General features: G+C 62.6%; 4 protein-coding genes. 1 reads left to right on the top strand and 3 read right to left on the bottom strand.

Going from position 1 to position 6,131, the window contains the following annotated elements:
* Window positions 1–63 precede the first annotated feature (63 nt).
* From Q331_RS20370 to Q331_RS0106575, 3 genes are all read right to left on the bottom strand, one after another.
* Window positions 64–2,061: an alkyl/aryl-sulfatase gene (locus Q331_RS20370; RefSeq protein WP_051630727.1), complete on the bottom strand. Its 1,998-nt coding sequence runs from the start codon at window positions 2,059–2,061 to the stop codon at window positions 64–66.
* A 362-nt stretch (window positions 2,062–2,423) separates the two neighbouring features.
* On the bottom strand, window positions 2,424–2,948 hold the full coding sequence (locus Q331_RS0106580) for an MgtC/SapB family protein (RefSeq protein ID WP_026380027.1): 525 nt from the start codon (window positions 2,946–2,948) through the stop codon (window positions 2,424–2,426).
* A 132-nt stretch (window positions 2,949–3,080) separates the two neighbouring features.
* Window positions 3,081–5,258, bottom strand: a complete 2,178-nt coding sequence (locus tag Q331_RS0106575) for a malate synthase G (protein ID WP_026380026.1) — start codon at window positions 5,256–5,258, stop codon at window positions 3,081–3,083.
* Between the two features lie 128 nt (window positions 5,259–5,386).
* On the opposite strand from Q331_RS0106575, the gene Q331_RS0106570 reads away from it, so the two are divergent.
* Window positions 5,387–6,058 carry a 5'-methylthioadenosine/S-adenosylhomocysteine nucleosidase gene (locus Q331_RS0106570; protein ID WP_026380025.1) on the top strand — a complete coding sequence of 224 codons (672 nt, stop codon included), beginning with the start codon at window positions 5,387–5,389 and terminating at the stop codon, window positions 6,056–6,058.
* Window positions 6,059–6,131 lie beyond the last annotated feature (73 nt).

The following is a 6,131-nucleotide window of genomic DNA, read 5'->3' as shown; positions in this document are numbered from 1 at the left end:
CAGGCTCAAGCCACCGAATCCTGCAAAACCGAAACCTTGCGAGAGACCGAAATCCGTCGACTATCAGCCGCTTATGCGTTCTTCACAGTCAACGACGTCGGTCGCGCCTTCGACCTTAGCCGTTCCGTCGGCGATCTGCGCCTCGAGCGTCTTGGCTCCCATCATCGTCTGCTCCAGGTCCGATCGGTTGATGGTCAGCGTGAGGTCGGGCGCCTCCGCCTGGAAGCCGGCGGTGTTCGTCAGCGTCGCATTTTGACATTCCACGATAAACTTCTCGCCATTGTCCGGCGTCACCAAATTGATGGTGAAGCGCAAATCCTCGGCCTTGCGACTGTCCATGCGGATGCCGAGGAAATTCAGGAAGAGCTCGGTCGACATCGCGCGGATCACGTCGGGGCTCGACGAGCTCACGGCCTCGCCTTGCGGTATCCCCGACCGCAGCTCATAGGCCGCGGCGAGGAAGCTGTTCCTGAGCCCCGTATTTTCCTGCTGGTAGCCGAGTTGCTCGAACGCATCGGCAAGCGCGTCCTTGGCCTCCGCGTTGTCGGGCTCGGCGAGCACGAGTTTGTTGAGGATTTCGGTGGCACGCAAATAATCGCCTTGTGCGTGCAGCTCGCTGGCCTTGGCGAGAATTGGCGCAGCTCCGCCCATCATCTCCACATAGAGCGGCGCTGAATCCTCTGGCGAGAGCGGGATGAGCGTCGTTGGGTTGCAGTCCCAGAAGCCGAGATAGCGCTGCACGACCCCGCGCGCATTGTGCTGCGGCGAACCGTGATAGCCGCGGCAATACCACTTGTCCCGGAGCGACTTCGGCACCTCGTAGACGTTGTGGATCTGGTTGATGGTGACGCCCTGGTTGGCCAGGTGCAGCACTTGGTTGTTCATGTGTGCATAAAGGTCGCGTTGCGCCCGGAGCACCTCCTGAATCCGCTCGTTGCCCCAGCGCGGCCAGTGATGCGAGGCGAACATCACCTCCGCCTCGAGCCCGAAGCGATAGAGCGCCTCGGAGATATATTTCGACCAGTTGAGCGGATCGCGCACGGGTGCGCCGCGCAGCGTGTAGATATTGTGGAGCGAGGCGATCACGTTCTCAGCCATCCACAGCGCCTTCATGTCAGGCAGATAGGTGTTCATCTCCCTTGGAGCCTCGGTGTTGGGCGTGTTCTGGAAGATCATCCGCACGCCGTCGACCTCGAATTCCTCAATCGGCTCTGAGACAAAGCGGGTCGGTGCGATAAGGCCGGTGGCTCCGGCCGGCACCCGCTGCCCAAGCCCCTGGCTCACATAGCCATGCGGGCTCACCGGCAGCAGCAGGCCGTATTGATAGAAGAGCCGCCGGTTCATGGCGTTGCCGGCGTAGACGTTCTCCGAGATCGTGAACTGCATGAAGTCGCGCGGCGCGATGATCTCCACGCGGCCTGAGCGCACATCGTCCTCGTCGAGAATGCCGCGCACGCCGCCCCAATGGTCGCCATGGGTGTGCGAGTAGATCACTGCCGTGATCGGCAGCCCCTCGCCGACATGTTTCTGAAAGAGCTCCCATCCCGCGCGGGCGGTCTCCGCGGCGGTCAGCGGATCGAAAACGATCCAGCCGTTGCGCCCGCGCACGAAAGTGAGGTCGGAAAGGTCAAAGCCGCGTATCTGGTAGATGCCGGGCATTACCTCGTAGAGCCCGTAATTGTTATTGAGACGCGCAATTCGTGTTAGCGAGGGATGGATGCTGTCGAAGTCCTCGCCGCTCTCCAGAAACCGGAATTGGGCCATGTCCCAGGCGACATGGCCAGCATCGGCGGGGATCTGCATTTCTTCCATCGGCGCGATAAGCCCGCGCGCCTGCTCCTCAAAGTCCCGCTCGTCGGCGAAGGGGAGCTCCGATTTCGCTGCCTCCAGGATCGCCCGAGTATGCTCGGAAGGTGCTTTCCCCTTCGGATGGAAGTGCCCGGCCAGCGGCCGAGGCGCCTGGGCTCTCGCCGGGGTGCTCTCAAGCAGCAGGTTGCCCGCAAGAGTGAAGGCGGCGACCGTCGCCGGGATGGCCGCCAGCAAGTCGCGTCTTGTCGTCATTTGACATCCTCCCATAGGATCGTGACGAGCAGAGCCTACCGCCTCCTTCTCGGCACAGACTTGACTTGTATCAAGTTTTCATCATGACAAATCTCTATCACATCAGAATAAAATCTACTGCAACAATCATCATTACACGAAAGGTGCTAGAAAAAATCGACTAATTAGCGAATATAAAAATTCATTATATGAGCTTGGTACAAATTTTTCTATATGAAATAATATCTTCATCCATATTATAATTATATTCTGAATATAGAAATCTCATCCCGAATAAGTCACAAAACATATAATACACATTACAATCTATAAATGGAAAATAGGAGTATTTTTGTGTATCTGCGCTGTCCGCCACGGATGGATCAGGCGTTTTTCTCGTCAGAACGCTTCTCAGAGCCGCTCTTTCTCAGCGGCACGTTGTGCGAGACGCTGCGCAGCGCGATGACGATGAAAAGGCCAAGAAAGGCGGCAAGCGCCGCGATGAGGGCGTAACCGAGCCCGGCCGCCACCCCGACCGCCCCGGCGAGCCACATCCCGGCGCCGGTGGTCAGGCCCTCCACATGCCCCCTGGCATGCAGGATGACGCCGGCGGCGAGAAAGGCGACGCCGCTCGTCACCGCCTCGATGAGACGCGTGGGATCGGCGCGCACATTATCCGCCCCGCCGCTGTAGAGGGCGATCATCTCAAGGGTGAGGATGGCGAAGGTCGCGGCGGCGAGCGCCGTCACCATATGGGTGCGCAGGCCCGCGGGCTTGGCCCGCCATTCGCGCTCGAAGCCGAGCACGGCCCCGAGCATGGCGGCGAGCGCCAGCCGCAGGACGATGGTCTCGCCGGAGAGCTCCGTTCCTTGAAAGGCCTGCGCAAAGCCGCTCGCCAGTTCCTCCATCACGCGCTCCCGACCTCGTTTTCGCTGAGGCGGGGCGAACGCGCGGAAGGCGCAACGGTTGCACCAGCCGCTTGCCCTTTGAGGCAGTGAAACGGCCGTAACGCGAATGCCGGAGGCTGAAGCCTTCGATGCTTAGCTGGCGTAGCGCGCCTTCGCCTCCGCCCGGCGGCGGTGCAGGATGGGCTCGGTATAGCCTGAGGGCTGTTCGCGCCCTTTCAGCACCAGCTCCTTGGCGCCCTGGAAGGCGACGCTCGCCTCGTAATCTTCCGACATCGGCCGGTAGGCCGGGTCGCCCTCGTTCTGCCGGTCGACGATTTTGGCCATGCGCTTCAAGGTCTCCACCACCTGCGTCTCGCCGACGACGCCGTGATGGAGCCAGTTCGCCATATGCTGGGAGGAGATGCGCAAGGTGGCGCGGTCTTCCATCAGCCCGACATCGTTGATGTCCGGCACCTTGGAGCAGCCGACGCCCTGCTCGATCCAGCGCACCACGTAGCCGAGAATGCCCTGGGCGTTGTTGTCGAGTTCGGCCTGGATCTGCTCGTCCGTCCAGTTTGGCCGTTCCGCCAGCGGGATGGAGAGGATGTCGTCGAGCTTGGCCTTGTCGCGCTTCTTCAACGCTTCCTGGCGCTCGCCGACATCGACTTTGTGGTAATGGATGGCGTGCAGCGTCGCCGCCGTCGGCGAGGGCACCCAGGCGCAATTGGCGCCGGCCATCGGATGGGCGATCTTCTCCTTCAGCATCGCCGCCATCTTGTCGGGCATCGCCCACATGCCCTTGCCGATCTGGGCCCGGCCCTTGAGGCCGCAATCCAGGCCCGCATCGACGTTCCAATCCTCATAGGCCTTGATCCAGACGGCTTCCTTCATGTCGCCCTTGCGGATCATCGGCCCGGCTTCCATGGAGGTATGGATCTCGTCGCCCGTGCGGTCGAGGAAGCCCGTATTGATGAAGACGACGCGGTGCCTGGCGGCACGGATGCATTCGCGAAGATTGACCGTGGTTCGCCGCTCCTCGTCCATGATGCCCATCTTCAGCGTGTAGCGGGGCATGGAAAGCGCGTCTTCCACCCTCGCGAACAGCTCGTCGGAGAAAGCGACCTCCTCCGGCCCGTGCATCTTCGGCTTGACGATATAGACCGAGCCCGCCCGGCTATTGGCACGGCGCCCGTTCGGCCCGACATCGTGGAGCGCGATCGCGGCCGTCACCATGGCATCCAGGAGGCCTTCCTGCACCTCCTCGTCATCGGCGTCGAGCACCGCCGGCGTGGTCATCAGATGCCCGACATTGCGAACCAGCATCAGCGCCCGCCCCGGCAGGGCAAAGGCGCTGCCATCCGGCGCGGTATAGCGCCGGTCTTCCTCCAGCCGCCGCTCCATGGTGCCGCCGCCCTTCTGGAAGGTGGCGGTAAGGTCGCCCTTCATCAGGCCGAGCCAGTTGCGATAAACGGCCGTCTTGTCCTCGCCGTCGACGGCGGCGACGGAATCCTCGCAATCCTGGATGGTGGTCACCGCCGCCTCCAGCAGGACGTCGGCGATGCCGGCCGCATCGCTCTTGCCGATCGGATGCTGCCGGTCGATGACGATTTCCGCGTGGAGATGGTGGTTGGCCAGAAGCACCGCCTCCGGCGCCTCCGGCAGGCCGCGAAAGCCGGCGAACTGACCGGCGGTCTTCAGCCAGGCGACATTGCCGTGGCTGCCCGTCACCTTCAGTCTCCCCTCCTCCACGGCGAAGGAGGCGACGTGCCGCCAGCTATCGCCGTTGAGGGGAAAATGCTCGTCGAGGAAATCGCGGGCAAAGGCGATGACCTTCTCGCCTCGCGCCGGATTGTAGCTTGTCCCCCGCTCCGCGCCCTCGCTCTCCGGGATGGCGTCGGTGCCGTAGAGCGCGTCGTAGAGCGAGCCCCAGCGGGCATTGGCGGCGTTGAGCGCATAGCGCGCATTCATCACCGGCACGACGAGCTGCGGTCCGGCGATGGTGGTGATCTCCGGATCGACATTCGCCGTCTCGATCTGGAACGGCTCGCCGGTCGGCACGATATAGCCGATCTCTTTCAGGAACGCCTTGTACTCCGCCAGCGAGAAGCCCTTGCCGCGCCTTTCCCGATGCCAGGCGTCGATTTTTTCCTGCATCGCCTTGCGGGCGGCCAGAAGCTCGCGATTGCGCGGCGTCAGGTCGCGGACGATTGCCGCGAACGCCTCCCAGAACTGCTCCGTTTCGATGCCCGTCCCAGGCAACGCCTCGTCCTTGATGAAGTCGTAAAGGGCGCGGGAGACGTGCAGCCCGCCGGCCAGGGTCCGGTCGTTCATAGTGCTTCCCCTCATTGGTCCCCGCGGCCGCTTGCCAAGGCGGGGAGCATGGTGTTGTTGCCGTCACATACGGAAATCGCCTTTCCTGTCAAACTGGCGGAAGGGTGAAACTTGTCGGGGGTAGGGCAGTGTCGGACGTTGCGATCGAGACCGTCGGGGGCTTCGGCCTCCTCTTCATTATGGCCACGGAGCAGGAATATGGGCCGGAATTGAAGGCGCGGATAAGGCCTCTCATCACCGGCGTCGGTCCGGTTGAGGCGGGCGTGGGCACCGCCGCCTTCCTGTCGCGCCTCGGCACTGAAAAAAAGCCTGATCTTCTCGTTTCCATCGGCTCGGCCGGCTCGCGGCTCCTGGAACAGGGCGAGGTCTATCAGGCGAGCGCCATCTCATTTCGTGACATGGACGCCTCGCCGATCGGCTTTGAGAAGGGCCGCACCCCGTTTCTGGAGCTGCCGGCCGAGATCGCCATCCCGCAGCAAATCGGCGGCGTGCAGGCGGCGCGCCTGTCGACCGGCTCCAACATCGTCTCCGGAGCCGCCTACGACGCCATTGACGCGGAGATGGTCGATATGGAGGGCTTCGCGGTGATGCGCGCCGGCCATCATTTCGCCATCCCGACGATTGCCCTGAAAGGCATCAGCGACGGCAAGGACGAATTGCACCATTTCGACGATTGGGCCGATTACCTGCATGCCGTCGACCTCGCCCTTGCCAAGGTCATTGACCGGCTGGAGGAGAATGTCGCCGCCATGGACCGCGCCTACTGGACGAAGCTGCCGGAAGGGGTTGAGCGCCGCTAAGGCGCTTTCGCCATTGGTGGAAGCGTTCTAGAAGAACGTCTCGCGAGGATCGCCTACGGTCGTCGCCAAGCCC

Source organism: Afifella pfennigii DSM 17143, assembly GCF_000688515.1.
Lineage (GTDB): Bacteria > Pseudomonadota > Alphaproteobacteria > Rhizobiales > Afifellaceae > Afifella > Afifella pfennigii.
Note: the sequence above shows the minus strand (reverse complement) of the source record. Positions and strands in the feature narration are given on the sequence as shown.